The sequence below is a fragment of the Amycolatopsis orientalis DSM 40040 = KCTC 9412 genome (assembly GCF_000478275.1).
In the GTDB taxonomy this organism is placed as follows: Bacteria; Actinomycetota; Actinomycetes; order Mycobacteriales; family Pseudonocardiaceae; genus Amycolatopsis; species Amycolatopsis orientalis.
The window spans coordinates 128954-148810 of the sequence record NZ_ASJB01000042.1 but is presented as its reverse complement, the minus strand read 5'-3'; the positions used below and the strand labels follow the sequence as shown (position 1 = coordinate 148810).

Here is a 19857-nt window from a genome sequence, read left to right as displayed (position 1 = left end):
CATGCCGGGAACCGTGGTCACCTTCTACTCCTACAAGGGCGGCGTCGGGCGGAGTTTCACGCTGGCCAACATCGCCGTCCTCCTCGCCCGCTGGGGGCATCGGGTGTTGTGTTTGGACTGGGATCTCGAGGCACCCGGTCTGGACGCCTACTTCCGGCCGATGATGAGCGCGGCCCCGTCCGGTGGCGTGGTGGATCTGATCGACGACTTCCTCGTCGGCAGGCTGCGCCCCGGCGCGCACACGACCCGGCTTCGCGGTGCCGAAAAGCTCGACGTCGTCACCGCGGGCCGGGCCGACGCCGCTTACGCCGGGCGGGTGCAGAAGCTCGATTGGGAGTCGCTCTACGAGCAGGGCTTCGGAGACTATCTCGAACGGTGCCGTGAACAGTGGACGGCCGAGTACGACTACATCCTCATCGACAGCCGGACGGGGATCTCCGACATCGGGGGCATCTGCACCGCCCACCTCCCGGACCGGCTCGTCGTCCTGTTCACGGCGAACGTGCAGAGCATGAAGGGCGCGGTCGACATCGCCGAACGCGCCAACGTCGCTCGTGACCGCATGCCCTACGACCGGCCACAGTTGCCCGTCCTGCCGGTGCTGTCGAGATTCGACGCCCGCGAGGAGTACGCCCGCTCCGAGGAGTGGCGGCGCATCTGTCTCGAAGAGACCAAGGGCCTGTTCCGCAACTGGCTCGACCGCGATGTCTCGCCCGATGTGATGTCCCGGCATCTGACGTTGCCTTACGTCTCCTACTGGACCTTCGGCGAGCAGCTCCCGGTGGTCAAGGAACTCAACCCGACCGCGGACCAGATCAGTTTCGCACTGGAAACGGTCGCAGCGGTGGTCGCGCACGACTTCGACCGCACGGACCTGCTCGCCGAGAACCGGGACGCCTATGTCGCCGCGATCCGGGCGGAGAAGAGCACGTTCGCCTATGACGTCCGGATCAGTACGCCGCGGCCCGCGAAGGATCTCGCCGGCGACCTCATGAAGTACCTGGGAGAACTCGGCGCGTCGCCGGTGCTGTCGTTGTCCGGGGAACGGTCGATGCTCGGGAAGGCGGACGACGCGAGGCATCTGTGCCTGCTCGTCGACGGCGAAGTCAGCCGGTGGCAATCGGCCGAGGTCGAGCTGTTCCTCCACCGGACCCTGGGCCAGGACCGCAGGGTCATTCCCGTGCTCACCGAGGACACCGACCCGAACACCCTGCCGGGCTACGTCGGCAACCTGAGACACCTCCGGTTCGGCCCCTCCCGCGGCCCGGTGGAGATCGCCCGGAGCCTCATGGACCAGCTGGGCGGTACCACGGCGCTCATCGAACCGGGAGAACTCGATGTCGCGGGCGTGCTCCGGCAGGCCGCGCGGGCACAGCTGCGTCCGCTGATGTGGGGACTGGTGGACGAGATCGTCGCCGATCTGCAGTTCGCGATCGGCGCGGGGGAGAGCGAACGGGCTCAGGAACTCGCCGAAGACCTGCTGCTGGCCACCCGATCCCGATCGACCGACACCGGATCCGATCGGCGAGTGCTCGCGCCGCCGGGCACCCGCACGGCGATCGAGTGGGCCGTGCAGATCGCCGAGGCCAGGGCGACACGGCACGGATTCAGCGGATTTCTCGATCAGTAGGCCTTGACGACCGTTCTGGGCCGGCAACGAAGCTACGGAAGGATCACGGATGACGGATCGCTTGGGACAGAAGCAGACCGCGGCGATGCTCGCGCTGATGGTCATCGCGCGTGAGGTGCCCAACCCGGAACTCCGGGATATCGTGGGCTTCCCGTTGGATGGCCAGGATCGCACCAAGCTCAACAAACTCGATCTGGTCGCCAGCGAACGCAGCAGTGTCCTCCGCGGCCGTCCCTTCGTCCACGAGCTGACCGAGCGCGGCTGGGCCTGGTGCGAGGAGGAGCTGAGCGTCGGGGAGGCGCCACTGCCCCGAAGCAGTCTGGGCAGCGCGCTGTATGTCCTGCTCGGCGGGCTCGACAGGCACCTGCGGCGCGAAAAGCTCCGGTTGGTCGACCTTTTCATGCCCGATGTCGAACTGACCGCCGAGGAGATCGAGAGCCGGATCCGGATCGCTTACCGCAAACTGTCCCGTACCCCGAAGGATTGGGTCGCGCTGGTGGATCTGCGGCCGATGCTCGGCGATGCGTCCACAGTGGACGTCGACGCGGTGTTGAAGGAACTCAGCCGTTCGGGACAGGCGCATCTGGTGCCGGAGTCGAATCGCAAGGCGCTCACCGACGCGGATCACGCCGCGGCCATCCGCGTCGGCGGTGAGGACAACCATCTGCTCTCGATCGAGGAGCCGTGATGGACCAGCTGACGGCGCTCGCGGCCCTGCGCTTCGACTGGGCCGACACGCCCGACCACGTATGGCGTGATTCGCCTTATCACGTCGACGGCCTGCACGCGGGCGTCCTGGCGCAGGTGAGCGGAGGGATTCGGGAGGCGACGGCCAGCGACGGCCCGAGCCCGATCGGGTTGGTCCTCCAAGGAAAGAAGGGCGTTGGCAAGACACATCTGCTCGGTCTCGTCAGGAAGCAGGCGCATGAGGCTCGCGGCTACTTCTTCCTCAATGACCTCACAGCGGGTGACGCGTTTTGGGAGAACACGGCGGAGGCGTTGCGCCGGGGGCTTTCGCGACTCGACGGGTCCGGTGTTCCCCAGCTCACCAGCTTCCTCCGCAGAGTCTGTCTCCGCGCGAGTATCGACGCGGAGGTCACCAAAAAGATCCTCGACGGACACGGTGTTTCCAGAGGAGATGTCGACGCTTTCGTCGAGGGCTTGCGAGCCCTCGACCGTGACGTCGCCAGGGAGTGCGCCGATACGGCGCGGGCACTGGTGCTCTACGCGAGTGAGGATCCGAGCAAGAACTACGTCGGCGACGACTACCTGGGCGTGTTCCCGGAATCGAAGGCCGGCGACCGCCGCAAATGGGGTATCCGGTCGGCGCCCAAGTCCGCGGCGACTCAGGTGAAGAACATCACGAGGCTGCTCGCGCTCACCGGTCCGATCGTGGTCGCCGTCGATCAGCTGGACACCCTGGTGGCCCGATCTTCGGTGGCCATGCAGCACGTGCGCGACAGCGACGAGGAGGATCTGCTCGTCGCCCAGGTCGCGGACGGGTTGATGGGCCTGCGGGAAGTGACCCGGAGGACCATGACGGTCCTCGCGTGCCTGCCCGGAACCTGGGAGCTGATCAAGAAGAAGGCCACCGACACCGTCCCTGACCGGTTCCACGAAGCTCTGATCCTCGGCCGGGTCACCGATGCCGAGATCGGCAGGGCGTTGGTCGAGAAGCGACTCGGAGTCGCCTACTCGGTCATGAAATTCGTGCCCCCGCATCCCACCTGGCCGGTGTCGCCTTCCGCTTTCGACGGGGCTTGGGAGGAGATGACTCCGCGAGAGGTGCTGAAGCGGATCGGCGCGCACATCGATACCTGTGTGCGGGCCGGCCGGATCGCCGAGTTGACCACGTTCGACGACCGCGCCGCGCGGCCCGCGGTTCCGCCGCGTCCGGCGATGGCCGCCGATCGATTCGTGGAACTGGACAAACGGTTCGAGGAACACCGGTCGGCCGCCGAGCCGTCGGCACTCCTGGACCCGAAGGTCGAGGACAAGGTGATGCCCGGTCTGCTGTCCGCCGCGCTCCGCGGATGGATCACCGAGGTCGGCGACGACAACCTGGAGTGGGTGTACGGAGCCAAGAGCGATCGAAACGAACTGCACGCCTGGCTCACCCGCACGGTGGACGAGGCGTCCGATCTGGAAGAGCACTGGGCGTTTCGGGCCATCGCGGCGTCGCATCCCATCGCCGCGCTGCACCGGTTCCGCAAGGCACGGTCGGCGGCCGGGGTGCGCAAGGGCGCGGAGAACCGCCACCTCGTCCTGATCCGCAACCTCAAGTGGTCGGGAGGGGTGAAGACACAAGCGGAACTCAAGGCGTTCAAAAAGGACGGTGGCAAGTGGCACGGGCTGTCCGATGCGGACATCCGCACGTTCTGGGCGCTCGACAAGATGTTCGCCGAGGGCAGCCGGGAACTCCACGAATGGCTCGTCGACCGCCGCCCCGCCGGAAAATCGGAACTCCTGTCGGCCGTTCTCCCCGAGCCGCTTCCGCGATCCCGGCCGGGACCCGCTTCCCCTTCCGACGAAGAACAGCCGCCGTCCGTCGAAGGCGAGATCACCATCGGCACCGTGGTCGGCAGCGGGAAACCGGTCCGGATCGAACTGTCCGCGCTACGCAAGCACGCCGCGATCTTCGCGGGATCGGGTTCCGGCAAAACGGTTCTGCTGAGGCGAATCGTGGAAGAGTGCGCGTTGCAGGGCGTCTCGGCGATCGTGCTGGATCCGAACAACGACCTCGCGCGGCTCGGTGACGCCTGGCCGGACCAGCCGTCGGCGTGGGGGCCGGGTGACGCGCGGCTCGCCGAGCGGTACCTGGCCGAGACCGACGTCGTCGTGTGGACACCGGGGCGGGCCACCGGCAGGCCGCTCGCGTTCCAGCCGCTGCCCGATTTCGCGGGTGTACTCGACGACGAGGACGAGTTCAACGCCGCCGTCGAGGTCGCCGTGGCCACCCTCGCTCCCCAGGTCCGGCTGACCGGCAGCACGGCGAAGGCCACCGTCGGGCTGGCGGTGCTGCGGCAGGCGGTCGTGCACCACGCCCGCACCGGGTCGCGGAGCCTGCCGGAACTCATCGAGGTGCTCGAAGACCTGCCTGACGGGGTGAGCACCCTGAACGACGGGAAAAAGGTCGCCGCCGACCTGGCCGAGTGGCTGAAGGCGGCCATGGTCAACGACCCGCTCCTGGCGGGCGGCGGCGAGCCTGTCGACCCTGGTGTCCTGCTCGCTCCAGGGGAAGGCAAGCGGGCAAGGGTTTCGGTCATCAGTTTCGTCGGGCTGCCGTCGGAGCAGCAGCGGCAGAACTTCGTCAACCAGCTCCAGATGGAACTTTTCGCCTGGGCCAAGCGGAATCCGGCCGGTGACCGGCCACTGGGCGCGCTCTTCGTCATGGACGAAGCGCAGATGCTCGCGGCGTCGGGCACTCTCACGGCGAGCACCCGCAGCACCATCGTGCTCGCCTCGCAGGCCCGGAAGTACGGCCTGGGACTGCTGTTCGCCACGCAGGCCCCGAAAGGCCTGCACAACCAGGTCGTCGGCAACGCGATGACGCAGTTCTTCGGCAGGCTGAACAGCCCCGCCCAGATCGCCGCGGCCAACGAACTCGCCAGGGCCAAGGGCAGCCCGGTCGACGACATCTCGCGGCTGGAACGCGCTCAGTTCTACGTGGCGGGGGAGGCGTTCGGATTCCAGCGGGTGACCACCCCCCTGTGCCTCACCCACCATCCGGCCAGTCCGCTCCGCATCGAGGAGGTCCTCACCCGCGCTCGTGCCGACGCCGAGTGAAACCACAGCCCGTCCGCCTCATCAACTGTGCTCGCTGGAAAGGATTTCGCACCATGGCAGGAATCTTCATCACCGTCCAGCCCGGTGACGGTCAGGATCCCGTCCGGGGTCTCGACCGGAGTTTGCGTCACGTGTTCGGAACGGACCGGGTTCTCCGGTCGAGTGGTTCCGCGTCCGTTGTGGTGGTGCCGATCGGCGCCGAGGGCCTCGACGACGGGGCCCGGCAGGAGATCGCCGAGGCGCTGCGGCTCGGGAAGAAGGTCGTCCCGGTACTCACCGAGGACGCCGTGATGCCGTCCGGGATCGCCGGGTTCTCACGCCTGCCGTACCGGCGGCTCGGTCGCCGTACGCGAGAACAGGACATCGCGAGCCTGATCACCGAACTGATCCGCGTCGCCCCGGAACTGGGGATCGGTGTCCTCAAAGGACTCGAAGACCTGCCGGAGTGGCTCGATTCCTGGCGCGACGAGACGCGGCCAGTGCTGCCCGAGGCGCTCCCGGTGCTCGGCCGGGACCGGGAGATCGACCGGTTGTGCGGGTGGCTGGACGCCGCGCCGTCGGTTCTGCCCGTATACGCCGGAAGCCGCACCGAGGCCGCGGCGTTCGTCGCGACCGCGCTGGCCGCCCACCGGCCGGGGCTGCGGGCGGTGCGGGTGTCGAGCCAGGAAGGCTGGCGGCACTGTCGGAGCCTGGCCGCTCCCTTCGTCGCGGTGGTGGACGGCCCCGGGATCGAGGTGGACGACGCCGGTGAAGGCCATGTCGTCGTGGTGCGGGGCACCCCGGACCGGAACGGGACCGATGTCCTGGTCCTGCCCAGGATTCCCCGCGACGAGGCCGCCGAGGCGTTCGCCGCGGCCGGGGTTCCGCCCGCCGACGCGAACACCTACGCGGATCTGGCGCGGCGGAGCCTCGGCAGCCTGCGCCGACGGCTGGCCGTCGGCTGTGATCTCCCGAAGTGGGTGAACCCGCTGGAGCGCGATCTCGCCGCGCCGCTCCTGCTGATCGGCCGCTGGACGGCCGATTCGCGGCACGATCTGGAGGAGATCGCCGCGATCGCCGGCCGGGAGACCGACGAGCTCGCGCGCTTCTTCACCAGGTCCGAGGCAGGCGACGACCCCTTGCTCGCCCGGTCCGGCGACCGGGTGCGGCTGGCGGATCCTTACGACGCCTGGACTCTCCTTCGTGGTCGGTTGAGCGCGCAGGATCTGCGGCGCTGGCACGAGGAAGCCGTCAAGGTGCTCGCGGAGCCGGAACCCGGGCGGACGTGGTCGGCGGAGCTGCGGCAGGGGCTGGCGGCCAGTGCTGCGCTGCTGGCGGCCGAGGGGGAGACGACGCTGTCCAACGGCGTCGCGTGCGCCGAGCATGCCGCGCGGTTCGTCCGAGAACTGCTCGGGCGGGCCAACGAGGCCGCGGACGGCGTGCTCTGGCGCTCGCTCGCCGATGTGCTGCCCTTGCTCGCCGAAGCGGCTCCGCATGAATTCCTCGGCGCCGTCGATCGCGCGCTGACCAGCGATCCGTCGCCGATCGACGGCTCGTCCGACGGTCTCACGGCGGCGTTGGAAACGGTCTGCTGGTCCGACGACGCCTTGCCGATGGTCGTGTCCCTGCTGGCCGAGCTGGCGCGGCCGGACCGCGGCGCCGGTGCGCAGCCGCTCGAGGCCCTGATCACTCTCGTGCAGCCGTGGTATCCGTACCTCGACCTGCCCGGCGGACAGCGGACCGAGTTCGTCAAGGCGATCGGCCGCCGGACCCCGGAAACCGGCTGGCGGCTGGTCCTCGCGCTGCTGGGCGGTCCGCGAGGACATCTCCTCGCGAGTCCCCGGCGACCCCGTGTCCGTCTGGAATGGACGGTCCCGGTACCGCCGGCCGCCGTCCCCGACGTGGCGGAGTTCCAGGACGAGCTGGTCACCGCGGCGCTGGCGGCGCTGGAGGAACGGCCCGCGCGGTGGTGCGAGTTCTTCGAGCGACGGCGCGAGCTCAGCACGGCGCAGTGGGACCGCGTCGTGGAAGAGCTCACGCGGCTGGACGCCGACAGGCTCTCGGCGGACGAACGACTCCTGCTGTGGAACCGGCTCACCGGGCTGACCGCGGAACATCGTCACTACGCCGGTGCCGCCTGGGCGTTGCCGGAAGAATTGCTGCAGTGGCTGGAATCCTGCGCCGAGATGATCGAGCCCACGGTGAACCCGGGACGGCATGTCCGGCTGTTCGGCCCTCGTCCGTATCTGGAGGGTGGCGACTCCCTCGATCAGGAGGCTCGCGAGGCCGAGATCGACCGTCTCCGCCGGGATGCCGTCGGAGGAGTCCTGCGCGAACACGGTGTCGCGGGGTTGAGCGCCCTCGCCGCCGAGAGCGCGCAGCCGCGGCTGGTCGGGAGCATCGCGGCCGCGGTGGCGGGGGAGGACATCCAGGAGGACGCGCTCGCGGTGCTGGGCCGCGAGGAATGGGCGTCCGGCTGGGTGGGGGAGATGGCACGGACGCGGGGTGAGGAGTGGTGGCAGGAGGCCGCGACACAGCTCAAGGGGCAGGACAGGCTCGTCGACTACCTCCTGGCCGTGCCCGCGGAACACGCGTTGGCGCTCCTCGAATCCGCCGATGACGCGGTGCACGAGAGCTACTGGGCCCGTGTCGGCCCGTGGCCGCTCCCGGAAGGGCAGGAGTCGTCCTTCGTCACGCACCTCGCGCGGCGGCGGCCGTGGGCCGCGGTCGAGGCCCTCGCACTCGGCCTCCGTGCGGCCGACCCGCTGTCCCCGGCGGCGTCCCTGGTCGAAGACGTGCTGCTCCAGGCATCCGCCGACGGTATCGAGCCGCCCGACCGCAAAGCCGTCGCCCAGGTGGGTCCGCTGCTGGATCAGCTGGTGGAGGCCGGGGGATCGGACGTCGCGGTCGCCCGGCTGGAGCTGCGGTACCACGCGGCGCTCAGGCAGCATCGGAAACCCCGGAGCCTCCTGCGGATCCTCGCCGAGAACCCGGTCGCGTTCGTCGATCTCTACACCCGGATCCATCCCGAGGACGACGATTCCCCGCGCGTCGAACTGGTCAACGCGTGGTTCGCGATCTTCGAAGCGCGCACCATACCGGGCGGTGCCGGGCTCAAGGCATGGGTCGCGCGCGCTCGCGCGGAATTCGCCGAGCGTGGCCGGGCCGAGTCCGGTGACCGCGCGATCGGCACCCTGCTCGCGGGCGGGTCCGCCAGGCCGGACGGTGGCTGGCCGCCGGAGCCGGTCCGGGACGTCCTGGACGTCGCCGACGGCGGGCATCTCCGTGAAGGCTTCGCGATCGGTATGACCGTCCAGGACGGTGATTCGGGGGAACTCGCCCAGCTCCATCGTGGCTGGGCGCGGCGGATCAACGTCGGCTGGCCCCGGGTCGCCGCGCTCCTGCGTGACCACGCGGACGAGCTGACCCGTCGCGGCTAGGACACGGCTTGGGGGAGCGAATCGCCGGGTGGAGGAGTCGAGGGGCTTCTCCAGCCGGCGATTCTCCTAGGCTGAACGTCATCCGCGGTGGACAGGAGGCTGACGTGGCCGGGACGACGATGGCCGAGGTGATGGCGGAACTGGCCGCGCTCGAGGATCCGAGGGCGCGCGAGGTGAACGAGAGACACGGTGACGATCACGGCGTGAACCTCGGCAAGCTGCGCGCGCTCGCCAAACGCCTGAAGACACAGCAGGAACTCGCGCGCGAACTCTGGGACACGGACGACACCGCGGCGAAACTGCTCGCGCTGCTGATCTGCCGTCCGAAGGCGTTCGAGCGCGCGGACCTGGACCGCATGGTGCGCGAGGCGCGCACCCCGAAGGTGCACGACTGGCTCGTGAACTACGTGGTGAAGAAGAGCCCGCACGCCGAAGAGCTGCGTCTGGCGTGGTCCGCCGATCCGGATCCGGTGGTCGCGAGCGCGGGCTGGGCGCTGACCACCGAACGTGTCGCGAAGAAACCGGACGGGCTCGACCTCGCCGGGCTGCTCGACGTCATCGAGGCGGAGATGAAGGCCGCCCCGGACCGTCTGCAGTGGGCGATGAACCATTGCCTGGCGCAGGTCGGGATCGACCACCCCGCGCACCGCGCCAGGGCCATCGACATCGGTGAGCGCCTCGAGGTGCTCAAGGACTATCCGACTCCGCCGAACTGCACGTCGCCGTTCGCGCCTGTCTGGATCTCGGAGATGGTGCGGCGACAGCGCGCCGGCTAGGGAGCAGGGGGTCTCGTTCGGTTCGGGTCGATCGCCGCTGGACTTCAGCTCAGCCGCTGGGCGGCTTCGGAGATCTCGATCCCGTTCTGCTCGGCGCACAGCGCCAGCAGGGCCGCGGCGGCGCGGCTGTCGACGTCGTGACGCGCCATGAGCGCGCCCTTGGCCTGCTCGATGGTCGCCATCTCGCGCCACAGGGACGCACGCCATCGCGCGTCACCGATCTTCTCGTTGGTCGTCACCGATCGAGGATCGCGCACTCCCGTCCGCCCGGAAACCCGGCCCCGCCAGACCGACCAGGACGGGTGACGCTTCCACCCCGATCGGCCCAATCCGGCGGGGGCGCCTGGTTGGCTCGTGAGTGGTAAGTGTCGTTAGAACGACACTTACCACTCACGACCCACCCGGCCCAGGTCGTGACCTGCGGCTTTGCTCGCGGTGAAGTACATGATGGCCCCCTTCCTTGCGCCAGGCGCAAGGAAGGGGGCCATCATGTACTGCGGAAGGTGTGAAGGTCGAGTTTCCTCGGCTGAGCCGAGGGATGGGGGCCTTCACGGCCAACCGCTGAGAATCTACCCCCGGTGGGTATCTAAACGCCCTGGTTCTAACCGTCATTACCACTCACGAGGGGTGAGCTGAGTGCGTCGGCCTTGATGGCTTCGAACTGGGCGCCCATCCGCGCCGCGAGGGCTTCGGCCGCGCGCAGCGGCCGCACCATCACCTTGAAGTCGATGATCCTGCCGTCGGCGTCGAAGGTCAGGAGGTCGCATCCGTTGATCCGCAGGCCGTCGACCGTGGCTTCGAACTCGTACACGTGGTGCGCGCCGTCCTGGATCTCGCGGACGTAGCGGAAGTCCTCGAACACGCGCATGACGCCGCGCAGGATCGCCGCGGTGATCGCTTTGCCCTGGTACGGCTTGAAGGCGACGGGGCTGGTGAAGACCACGTCGTCGGCGAGCATCGCCTCGATCGCGGCGGCGTCCTTCGCCTCGACGGCCTGGCGGAACGTGGGCATGGCGATCTCCTCATAGTCAACTTGTTGAGTAGATGACGCCGAGCGTAGGTGATCGCCGCACCGGTGTCCATCAAAGTGTCTAATCAACTTTGCGACTAATCAGCCGGATGACTATCATCACGCCATGGCGCTGCGGAACGCGATCCTCGCGATGCTTCTCGAAGGCGAGTCTTCCGGCTACGACCTCGCGAAGAGCTTCAACGCGTCGGTCGCCAACTTCTGGACCGCGACCCCCCAGCAGCTCTACCGGGAACTGGACAAGATGGAGTCGCAGGGCCTGGTGACCGCGCGGGTCGTCGAGCAGCGGCGCCGCCCGAACAAGCGGCTCTTCGCCCTGACCGCCGCCGGGGAGGCCGAACTCGCCGGATTCACCACGAGGACGCCGAAACCGACCGCGATCCGCGACGAACTCCTGGTGCAGATCCAGGCCGTCGAAGCGGGCGACGACGAGGCGGTCCGGCGTGCCGTCGCGGGCAGGATGGCCGCTGCCGAAACGAAACTCAAGCGATTCGAACGTCTCCGGGAGCGTCTTCTCGGCGAGTCCGCGGAGCCGGAGTTCCTCGCCACCGCTGCCCGCGTCGGCCCCTACCTGACCCTCGCCCGCGGCATCGCGTTCGAAGAAGAGAACATCCGTTGGTGTGAAAGGGTTCTCGCCGTTCTCGAGCAGCGAGCGGCCGCGGAAGCGCAGAGGAGGTGAACGGCGTGGCCGAACGAAAGCCTGGTCCGACATTCCGTCAGGTGGTGCTGGACTGCACCGACGTCCGGGTGCTGGCCGACTTCTACCGGCGTCTGCTGGGCTGGGAATACCGCCCCGGCGACGAGCCGCCCCAGGACGGCGAGCGCGACAAGGACTGGCTGGTGCTCAGAAATCCGGACGGCGGCGTGCAACTCGCCTTCCAGCAGGTCGATCGGCTTCCCGAAGCGAGCTGGCCGGATCCGGCCCCGATACCGCAGCAGCTGCATCTGGACTTGACCGTGGACTCCGTCGAGGACCTCGACGCGCAGCATGACAGCGTTCTCGAACTGGGCGGACGCCTCCTGTTCGACCGTAGCGACCATCCTGACGAACCGTTGCGCGTGTACGCGGACCCCGCCGGGCATCCTTTCTGTATTTTCGTTGCTTGACAGGTCTTTTCCGTCGCCGGAGGGAAGTCCGCCATGACCACCGCGCTGATCGTCGGCGACCTCCAGCGAGGCATCACGGGCGGCTACCCGTTCGCCAGGCAGGTCCTCCCGCCGATCACCGATCTGCTGCCGCGCGCCCGCGCGGCCGGCGTGCTCGTGGTGTTCGTGCGGTTCGCGATCCGGCCCAACGGTGCCGACCTGCCGCCGGGTAACGCGCTGTTCAGGTCGTTCCACGAGGCGGGGGACGCCTTCCACGAGGGTTCGGCCGGAACCGAGATCGACCTGCCGGTCGCCGAGGACGACGTCGTCGTGCTGAAACGCCGTGCCAGCGCTTTCGCCGGCACGGATCTGGACCTGGTGCTCCGGGCCGCCGGTGTCGGCGCGATCGCGGTCGCCGGAGTCGCGACCAGCGCCATGGTGGCCGCGACCTGCTACGACGCGGCGGACCGTGACTATCGCGTCACCGTGCTGCGCGATGGCTGCGCCGACGGCGATCCGGCGACGCACGACTTCTTCATGGACACCGTCTTCCCCGGCCGGGGATTCGAGGTCGTGTCCTGTGCCGATTGGACGGCGAAGGCGTAAGCGGCCTGTCTGGCCGGTATTCCTCCCTTTCTGAAGACCACAAAGCTGCCCCTCGGCGTGCCGAAAAACGCCCGAGGCGGTCAGTGGCATACGTCCAGTGGCATACGTCACGGGGGTATGCCGATTGCGGTACCCCCACGGGGTATGTAGTGTCGTCATCGGAAGGTCGTGATGCGCGGATACGCGCAAGAAACCCGGAGGAGAACCACGATGAGCGAGACCACCTACACCGTCACCGGCATGACCTGCGGCCACTGCGTCAGCTCGGTCACCGAAGAGGTCGGGAAGATCAGCGGCGTCACGGATGTCCGTGTCGACCTGCCGACCGGCGCGGTGACCGTCATCAGCTCCCAGGAACCCGAGGTCGCCGAAGTGCGCGCGGCCGTCGAAGAAGCCGGCTACGAGCTGACCGCCTGATTCGCGGGACGGCTCCCTGACAGCGGGCCGCACGGGCCCGCACTAAGGACTTCACGATGAACACAGCAGCGAAGCTTTCCGCCTACGGTGTGGCACTCGCCCTGGTCGCCGGTGGCGCCTGGGCCGCAGGCACCGCTGTCGGTCCTTTCGCCGGCGCCGCCGGCCTTCCCGGCGGCGAGGACGCCGGGCATGGGGACGCTCACAGCGGCACCGTCGCGGAGGCAGCGCGGACCGAAGAGCCCGGCGGGCTCGCGTCGTCCAGGGGCGGCTACACCCTCACGCCCACCACCACGACGCTCACGCCGGGGACGACCCAGCCCTTCTCCTTCAGGATCCTCGGCCCCGACGGCGCGCCGGTCACCGGCTACGACGTCGAGCACGAGAAGCGGATGCACCTCATCGTCGTCCGCCGCGATACCGCCGGTTTCCAGCACGTGCATCCCGAACTGGGGGCGGACGGCGTGTGGACGGTGCCGCTCGCGCTGCCCGAAGCGGGCTCCTACCGGGTTTTCGCCGACTTCAAACCAGCGGGCGGGACGGCCACGACGCTCGGGGTCGACGTCGCCGCGGCCGGGGACTTCAGGCCGGTCGACCATCGGCCTTCGCGCGTCGCGAACGTCGACGGCTACCAGGTCCGGCTGGACGGCGACCTGGCGCCGGGCCGGTCGTCGAAGGTGACCTTGACGGTGACCAAGGACGGCCGCGACGTGACCGACCTGCAGCCCTACCTCGGCGCCTACGGGCATCTGGTGGCCCTGCGCGGCGGTGACCTCGCCTATCTGCACGTCCACCCGGACGGCGAACCCGGCGACGGCCGCACCGCGCCGGGACCCGGGATCACCTTCTTCGCCGAAGTCCCGTCGGACGGCCTTTACCGGCTGTTCCTGGACTTCCAGCACCAGGGAAAGGTCCGCACCGCGGAGTTCACCGTCGCCACCGGGACGTCCCCGGCCCAGCCTCCGGCGCAAGAACCCGGGCATGGCGGGCATGGCGGACACGGCTGATCGCGCGAGTCGAAAGGGAGTGAGCACCATGACAACCGACGTCGACGAGGCGCGGACCACCGAAGTCGAACTCGCGATCACCGGCATGACCTGCGCGTCCTGCGCCATGCGCATCGAGCGCAAGCTGAACAAACTCGACGGGGTCACCGCGACGGTCAACTACGCCACGGAGAAGGCCAAGGTCACCTTTCCGGCGGGCCTCGAGCCGCAGCGGTTGATCGAGCAGGTGGAGGCGGCCGGTTACGCGGCCGCCGTCCCGGCCCCCGCGAAGACGGCCGACCCGGCCGAGCCCCGTGAAGAGGCCGACCCGATCACGCCGTTGCGGCAGCGGCTGATCGGTTCGGCGGTGCTTTCCGTGCCGGTCATCCTGCTGGCGATGGTGCCCGCCCTCCAGTTCACCTACTGGCAGTGGATCTCGCTGACCCTGGCCGCGCCGGTGCTGGTGTGGGCGGCATGGCCGTTCCACCGGGCGGCGTGGGCGAACCTGCGCCACGGCGCGGCCACCATGGACACGCTGATCTCGATGGGCACCCTGGCCGCGTTCCTGTGGTCGTTGTACGCCCTGCTGTTCGGGACAGCGGGAACGCCGGGGATGACGCACGCCTTCGAGCTGACCGTGCGGCGGATGGCCGGTGACGGCAACATCTACCTCGAGGTCGCCGCCGGCGTCACGACGTTCATCCTCGCCGGACGCTATTTCGAGGCCCGCTCGAAGCGGCGGGCGGGTGCCGCGCTGCGGGCGTTGCTGGAGCTGGGCGCGAAGGACGTCGCGGTCCTCCGTAACGGCAAGGAAGTGCGGATCCCGGTCGACCAATTGGCCGTGGGGGACGAGTTCGTGGTCCGGCCCGGCGAGAAGATCGCCACCGACGGTGTCATCGCCGAAGGCAGTTCCGCGGTCGACGCGAGCATGCTGACCGGGGAGAGCGTCCCGGTCGAGGTCGGCCCCGGTGACGCGGTGGTCGGGGCGACGGTCAACGCGGGCGGCAGGCTCGTCGTCCGCGCGACGCGGGTCGGCACGGATACGCAGCTGGCGCAGATGGCGAAGCTGGTGGAGGACGCCCAGACGGGGAAGGCGCAGGTCCAGCGGCTGGCGGACCGGGTCTCGGCGGTGTTCGTGCCGGTCGTGATCGCGCTCGCCGTCGGCACGCTGATGTTCTGGCTCGGCGCGGGTGGCTCGGTCGCGGCGGCGTTCACCGCGGCGGTCGCCGTGCTGATCATCGCCTGCCCGTGCGCACTGGGACTGGCGACGCCGACCGCGCTGCTCGTCGGTACCGGCCGCGGCGCGCAGCTCGGGATCCTGATCAAGGGCCCGGAAGTGCTGGAGTCCACCCGCTCGGTCGACACGGTCGTCCTCGACAAGACCGGCACCGTGACCACCGGGCAGATGTCGCTGGTGGCCGTCCACGTCGCCGAAGGCGTCGACGAGGAGACGACGCTGCGCCTGGCGGGCGCGCTGGAGGACGCGTCCGAACACCCGATCGCGCAGGCCATCGCCCGCGCGGCGCGGGAGCGCACCGGCGACCTCCCGGGTGTCGAGGAGTTCACCAACGTCGAAGGCCTTGGTGTGCAAGGGATCGTCGACGGCAAGGCGGTACTCGCCGGGCGCAGCGCCCTGCTGGAGGAGTGGGCGCATCACCTGCCGGAGGACCTCGCCGAGACGAAGGCCGCCGAGGAGAAGGAAGGCCGCACCGCGGTCGTCGTCGGCTGGGACGGGAAGGCCCGCGCCGTGCTCGTCGTCGCCGACACGGTCAAGCCGACCTCCGCCGAGGCCATCACGCGGCTGCGCGCCCTCGGGCTGACCCCGGTCCTCCTCACCGGCGACAACGAGGCCGTGGCCCGCGCGGTGGCGGCGGAGGTGGGCATCACCGAGGTGATCGCGGAGGTCCTGCCGAAGGACAAGGTCGACGTGGTCAAGCGGTTGCAGGGCGAGGGCAAGGTGGTCGCGATGGTCGGGGACGGTGTCAACGACGCGGCCGCGCTGGCCCAGGCCGACCTCGGGCTGGCGATGGGCACCGGCACGGACGTCGCCATCGAGGCGTCGGACCTCACCCTCGTCCGCGGCGATCTGCGGTCGGCGGTGGACGCCATCCGGCTTTCCCGGCGGACGCTGCGCACCATCAAGGGCAACCTGTTCTGGGCCTTCGCCTACAACGTCGCGGCGCTGCCACTGGCCGCGGCGGGGCTGCTCAACCCGATGATCGCCGGTGCCGCGATGGCGTTCAGCTCGGTCTTCGTGGTCACGAACAGCCTGCGGCTGAAGGGATTCCGCGGCACCGCGAGCTGATCGCGCCTTAGTCGGTTCGCAAGCCTCGTGAGTGGTAATGACGGTTCTAACCGTCATTACCACTCACGAGCTGGCCCAGCGGGATTCCCCACGCCTCCGCCACCCGGCCCGGGGTCAGCACCGCATCCGGCGGGCCCGCGTCGACAAGATGGCCGTCCCGCAACAGAAGACAGTGATCCGCCCGGCGGGCGACGGCGAGGTCATGGGTGACGCGCAGGATCGTGGTGCCCTCGTCGAGCGCGGCCCGCAGCGCCTCGTCGATCATGGTCCGGGCATGCAGGTCCAGACCGGCCGACGGCTCGTCGAGCAGCAGGAGCCCCGCCCGCTGAGCGAGCCCCTGTGCCACCAGCGCCCGCTGACGCTGACCGCCGGACAAGGTGCCGAGCATCCGGTGCGCGATCGACGTGATGTCCAGTCGTGCCATGCATTCCTCGACCACTTCGCGGTCCAGGGCGGTCAGCCGCCGCCAGGGGCCGCGGTGCGCCCACCGGCCCATGGTGACGGTGGCGCGCACGGTGATCGGGAGCGTCTGGGAGACCTCGCTCTGCTGGGTCACGTAGGCGAGGCGGCGCGGATCCCGGAGGCCGGCCGACCCGGCGGTCGGCGGCAGCACCCCGGCGACGACGTTGAGCAGGGACGACTTACCCGCTCCGTTCGCCCCGACGACCGCGGTGAGACGCCCTTGCGGCACCTCGGCGGTGACCCCGCACAGCACCTCCCGGGGGCCGTAGTGCGCGTGGACGCCGTCGAGCGTGAGGACCGTTGTGTCCGATTTCATCCCACCTCATTCAGATAATGACAATCATTACCATTATAGTGGCTCGCGTGGAGTGGTTACTGGTCCCCTTCGAGGTGTCGTTCGTGCAGCGGGCTTTGGTGGCGGGAGTGCTCGTGTCGGTGGTGTGCGCGATCGTGGGCACCTGGGTGGTGTTGCGGGGCATGGCCTTCATCGGCGACGCCATGTCGCACGGCATGTTGCCCGGCGTGGCGATCGCGTCGCTCACCGGCGTGAACCTGCTGATCGGCGCGGCGGTCAGCGCCGGGGTGATGGCGCTCGGCGTCACGGCCCTGGGCCGGTCGCGGCGATTGTCGGAGGACACCACGATCGGGCTCCTCTTCGTGGGGATGCTCGCGAGCGGCGTGATCATCGTTTCGCATTCGCGGTCGTTCGCGGTCGATCTCACCGGGTTCCTCTTCGGTGACGTGCTCGCCGTCGGTTCCGCCGATCTGGTGGGCTTGGCGATCACGCTGGCCGTCGTGGCGGTGGTGGCCTTATTGGGACACCGGTCGTTCACCGCGCTCACCTTCGACATCCGCAAGGCGCACACCCTGGGCCTGCGCCCGCGCCTGGCCAACGCCGTGCTGCTGGCGCTGGTCACGCTGACGATCGTCGCCTCGTTCCGCGTGGTGGGGACGCTGCTGGTGTTCGGCCTGCTCATCGCCCCCGCGGCGGCGGCGCTCTTCTGGTCGCGGCGGATCACCACGATCATGCTCGTCGCGGCGCTGCTGGGCGTCGTGGCCACGGTCGGCGGCCTGCTCGTCTCGTGGCACTGGGGCACCGCGGCGGGCGCGACCATCGCCGCCGGCGCGGTACTGGTGTTCTTCCTCTCCGCGTTCCTTTCCTTCGCGCGACGGCGCTTCCGTTCCTTGACCCTGGAGATCGAGCGTTCACGATGAGACTCAAGAAGAGCCGGGTGGCGGTGATCCTCGCGGTCACGGCGGTGACCATGGCGGCGTGCGGCGGCGAACCGCGGCAGGACGTTCCCGCGGAGACACCGCACGGCTACGTCGAAGGTGCCGAGGAAGCCGCCGAGGCGCAGTCACGGTTGATCGTCGCGGACACCGCGTCTGGCGCCGTGCGCGTGGTGGACCTGATCACCGAAGAGGTGCACGAAACCGGTCGCGTCGACGGCGTGCGCGCCCTCACCGGCGACGGGCGGTTCGGCTATCTGACCGGCGGTGACGGTTCGGTCCGCGTGGTCGACAGCGGCGCCTGGATGGTCGATCACGGCGACCACGTGCACTACTATCGCGCGAAGCCCAGGGAAGTCGGTGTGGCGCCGGGGAAACAGCCGCTGGGCGCGTACAGCGATCCAGTGGCTTCCGCTCTGTCCTTTTCGGACGGTACGGCGGTCGTGCTCGACCGGGCTCTGCTGGACAAGGGATCCGTCGCCGAACTGGGCAGGATCGTGCGCGAACCCCATGACGGCGTCGCTATCCCTTATGGCAAGCAGATCCTGGCTTCGGTGGCGGAACCCGGCAAGAGGTACGGGAACCGGGTGCGGGTCCATGACCGGCAAGGGAAACCGGTGGCGGAGATCGACCGGCCGTGTCCGGAACTGCGGGGCCAGGCGGTGACCCGGCGGGGTGTCGTGTTCGGCTGCGCGGACGGCGCTTTGCTGGTCACGGAAAAGGACGGCGCCTTCACCGGCGAGAAGATCCCGTACCCGCCGGAGGCGGCCGCACGGGAACGCGCCACCGGCTTCTTTCACCGGCCGGGCGGCACCACGCTCGTGGCGAAGGCCGGGGACGGCGGCGTGTGGTCGCTGGACGTCGGCCGCCGGACCTGGCGGTACCTCGAGACCGGGCCGGTCGCCGCGGTGAACGCGGTGGGGGAGGGCGGCCCCGTCCTGGTGCTGACCCGGGACGGGAAGCTGCGCGCCTTCGACGGCGCCACGGGGAAGGAACAGGCGCAGATCCCTTTGCTGCCACCCGAAGCGGCCGTGGCCGCCACTCCCTCCGTGCAGGTCGACACGACGCGGGCCTACATCAACAACCCGCTTTCCGGAGAGGTGTACGAAATCGACTACAACGACAACCTCCGTCGCGCCAGGACCCTGAAGGTCGAGGGCAAAGCCGCCTTCATCGTGGAGACCGGCCGATGAACCGTCGCGTGCTCGCGCTGCTCGCCACGGTGCTGCTGGTGGTCGCAGGCTGCTCCGGGAGCGGCGGGGGAGGGAAGTCCGTCGTCGTCACCACGAACATCCTCGGCGACATCACCCGCAACATCGTGGGGGATCAGGCCGGGGTGACCGTGTTGATGAAACCGAACGCCGATCCGCATTCGTTCGGCATCTCCGCGCAGCAGGCGGCCGAAGTCGAACGCGCCGGGCTGATCGTCTACAACGGACTCGGCCTCGAAGAGGGCATGCTGCGCACGGTCCGCACCGCGGAGGAGAACGGGGTGCCGTCGCTTCCCGTGGGAGAGCGGGCGAATCCGATCGCCTATCCGGGAGGCGCGGCCGACCCGCACTTCTGGACCGACCCGGGACGGGTGCGCGAGGCGGTGAAGCTGATCGCCGACCAGATCGTCGCCCATGTCGGCGGCGTCGACGAAACGGTGATCCGGGCCAACGCCGACCGCTACGGCCGCGAGATCGCGGCACTCGACGCCACGATGACCGAGAGGTTCGGGGCCATCCCGCCGGACCGCCGGAAACTGGTCACCAATCATCATGTCTTCGGTTACCTCGCCCGGCGTTACGGGTTCGAGGTCGTCGGCGCGGTGATCCCCGGTGGCACAACCCTCGCCTCACCCAGTTCCTCGGATCTGAAGGCGCTGGCCGACACCGTGCGCTCGGCCGGTGTGCCGGTCATCTTCGCGGACTCCTCCCAGCCCGACAAGCTCGCGCGGGTCCTGGCCGAGCAGGCCGGTCTGCAGGTGGCGGTGACCTCGTTGTTCTCGGAATCGCTCAGCGAACCGGGGCAGGGCGCGGCCACCTATCTGGACATGATGCGCGCCAACACCGAGTCGATCGCCACCGGCTTGACGCGCCCCTGAACGACTTGGCCCTGAATGACTTGGCACAGAAGAAAGGT

Annotated in this window: 17 protein-coding genes; 14 read left to right on the top strand and 3 right to left on the bottom strand. The window is 69.3% G+C overall.

All coding sequences use genetic code 11. The annotated features are described in order from the left end of the window. The first annotated feature begins 1 nt into the window (after position 1). From L324_RS10975 to L324_RS10955, 5 genes are all read left to right on the top strand, one after another. Positions 2–1630, top strand: coding sequence for a KGGVGR-motif variant AAA ATPase (locus L324_RS10975; RefSeq protein ID WP_037306171.1), 1629 nt, complete (start codon positions 2–4; stop codon positions 1628–1630). Between the two features lie 49 nt (positions 1631–1679). Further along, a complete protein-coding gene (locus L324_RS10970) occupies positions 1680–2318 on the top strand; it encodes a hypothetical protein (RefSeq protein ID WP_037306168.1) in 639 nt (212 codons plus the stop codon). Further along, entirely contained in the window at positions 2318–5416 is a 3099-nt protein-coding gene (locus tag L324_RS10965) for an ATP-binding protein (protein ID WP_037306166.1), read from the top strand. Before L324_RS10970 ends, L324_RS10965 begins: the two co-directional genes overlap by 1 nt. A 53-nt stretch (positions 5417–5469) precedes the next feature. Beyond that, the gene (locus L324_RS10960; protein WP_037306164.1) at positions 5470–8835 is read left to right on the top strand and encodes a hypothetical protein; all 3366 of its coding nucleotides are present in this window, start codon (positions 5470–5472) and stop codon (positions 8833–8835) included. 104 nt (positions 8836–8939) lie between these two features. After that, positions 8940–9611, top strand: coding sequence for a DNA alkylation repair protein (locus L324_RS10955; RefSeq protein WP_037306162.1), 672 nt, complete (start codon positions 8940–8942; stop codon positions 9609–9611). 44 nt (positions 9612–9655) lie between these two features. Here L324_RS10955 and L324_RS10950 read toward each other — a convergent pair whose 3' ends face one another. Continuing rightward, positions 9656–9850 (bottom strand): ANTAR domain-containing protein, encoded by a 195-nt coding sequence (locus tag L324_RS10950; RefSeq protein ID WP_037306160.1) that lies wholly within the window; start codon positions 9848–9850, stop codon positions 9656–9658. A 362-nt stretch (positions 9851–10212) separates the two neighbouring features. Continuing rightward, positions 10213–10623 (bottom strand): nuclear transport factor 2 family protein, encoded by a 411-nt coding sequence (locus tag L324_RS10945; protein WP_037306158.1) that lies wholly within the window; start codon positions 10621–10623, stop codon positions 10213–10215. Between the two features lie 124 nt (positions 10624–10747). Here L324_RS10945 and L324_RS10940 point away from each other — a divergent pair, with 124 nt between their 5' ends. From L324_RS10940 to L324_RS10915, 6 genes are all read left to right on the top strand, one after another. Beyond that, complete coding sequence (locus L324_RS10940; RefSeq protein ID WP_037306156.1) at positions 10748–11320, top strand: PadR family transcriptional regulator; 573 nt, start codon at positions 10748–10750, stop codon at positions 11318–11320. A 5-nt stretch (positions 11321–11325) separates the two neighbouring features. Continuing rightward, positions 11326–11748, top strand: a complete 423-nt coding sequence (locus L324_RS10935; protein WP_037306403.1) for a VOC family protein — start codon at positions 11326–11328, stop codon at positions 11746–11748. Positions 11749–11781: 33 nt separating this feature from the next. Beyond that, entirely contained in the window at positions 11782–12333 is a 552-nt protein-coding gene (locus L324_RS10930) for a cysteine hydrolase family protein (protein WP_037306155.1), read from the top strand. A 210-nt stretch (positions 12334–12543) separates the two neighbouring features. Then, complete coding sequence (locus L324_RS10925) at positions 12544–12750, top strand: heavy-metal-associated domain-containing protein (protein ID WP_037306153.1); 207 nt, start codon at positions 12544–12546, stop codon at positions 12748–12750. 56 nt (positions 12751–12806) lie between these two features. Beyond that, entirely contained in the window at positions 12807–13754 is a 948-nt protein-coding gene (locus tag L324_RS10920) for a DUF8832 domain-containing protein (protein ID WP_037306151.1), read from the top strand. A 28-nt stretch (positions 13755–13782) separates the two neighbouring features. After that, complete coding sequence (locus tag L324_RS10915) at positions 13783–16038, top strand: heavy metal translocating P-type ATPase (RefSeq protein ID WP_037306149.1); 2256 nt, start codon at positions 13783–13785, stop codon at positions 16036–16038. A 46-nt stretch (positions 16039–16084) separates the two neighbouring features. Here the strand turns inward: L324_RS10915 and aztA are convergent, their stop codons facing one another. After that, entirely contained in the window at positions 16085–16816 is a 732-nt protein-coding gene (gene aztA / locus L324_RS10910; RefSeq protein ID WP_037306146.1) for a zinc ABC transporter ATP-binding protein AztA, read from the bottom strand. Positions 16817–16863: 47 nt separating this feature from the next. Between aztA and aztB the strand changes: the two genes are divergently transcribed. The 3 genes from aztB to aztC are packed head-to-tail and all read left to right on the top strand — an operon-like array spanning position 16864 to position 19819. Continuing rightward, on the top strand, positions 16864–17715 hold the full coding sequence (gene aztB / locus L324_RS10905; RefSeq protein ID WP_037306143.1) for a zinc ABC transporter permease AztB: 852 nt from the start codon (positions 16864–16866) through the stop codon (positions 17713–17715). Further along, positions 17712–18923, top strand: coding sequence for an outer membrane protein assembly factor BamB family protein (locus tag L324_RS10900; protein ID WP_037306142.1), 1212 nt, complete (start codon positions 17712–17714; stop codon positions 18921–18923). Before aztB ends, L324_RS10900 begins: the two co-directional genes overlap by 4 nt. Then, positions 18920–19819, top strand: a complete 900-nt coding sequence (aztC, locus tag L324_RS10895) for a zinc ABC transporter substrate-binding protein AztC (RefSeq protein WP_037306140.1) — start codon at positions 18920–18922, stop codon at positions 19817–19819. The genes L324_RS10900 and aztC overlap by 4 nt, the downstream gene beginning before the upstream one ends. Positions 19820–19857: the final 38 nt, after the last annotated feature.